Below are 677 nucleotides of genomic sequence, written 5' to 3'. Positions count from 1 at the left end.
GGAGGGGCAGGCTCCGTCGAGCGTCAATGACTCTGCCCGTGCGATGATGGCGGCGACCGCGAAGTATCGCGACGATATCGCCGGCGCGATCGTTACGAGTGGATCTAGCACCTCGTACGCGCTGTCCAGCTATCAGCAATTCGACAGCTTCACGAGCCTAAACGGCGCGATGATTGCGTTCACGCCACATATCACCAACGGAGGGATAACCGTCCTCAACGTGGATGGGCTCGGCAACCGTCCGCTGAGAACCGCGCCTGGCGTCGAGTTGCAAGCCGGCGTTATTATCCAAGGTACGCCCTATGCTGCTACCTACAATAACTCCGATGCAGCATGGTACCTGCATGGCTTCTTTGGCAATCCGTACAATGTACCGCTTGCGGCCGGAATGGACTATTGGGCACCCACCGCTCCGAACAGCTCGTTTGTCTTTCCGATCGGACAGGCGATTTCGCGTGTGACTTATGCGACGCTGTTTTCCTTCATTGGAACGCTTTACGGGAGCGGTGACGGCTCGACCACATTCAACCTGCCCGACAAGCGTGGGCGGGCATCCGTGGCGGCCGATGGAGGAACTGGCCGAATTTCCGGCCTAGTATTTAACTCGTTGGTTGCTGGTGGAGTAGGCGGTTCTCAAACGCAGACGCTCAGTGTTGTAAACCTGCCGCCCTATACTC

At 57.9% G+C, this 677-nt stretch carries 1 protein-coding gene; it reads left to right on the top strand.

Going from position 1 to position 677, the window contains the following annotated elements; genetic code table 11:
• Positions 1-43 precede the first annotated feature (43 nt).
• Positions 44-677: tail fiber protein (locus tag NS334_RS19220; protein ID WP_193753170.1), on the top strand; the 634-nt coding region annotated here is incomplete at its 3' end.

This window comes from Sphingomonas endophytica, assembly GCF_001476895.1.
Lineage (GTDB): Bacteria > Pseudomonadota > Alphaproteobacteria > Sphingomonadales > Sphingomonadaceae > Sphingomonas > Sphingomonas endophytica_A.
Note: the sequence above shows the minus strand (reverse complement) of the source record. Positions and strands in the feature narration are given on the sequence as shown.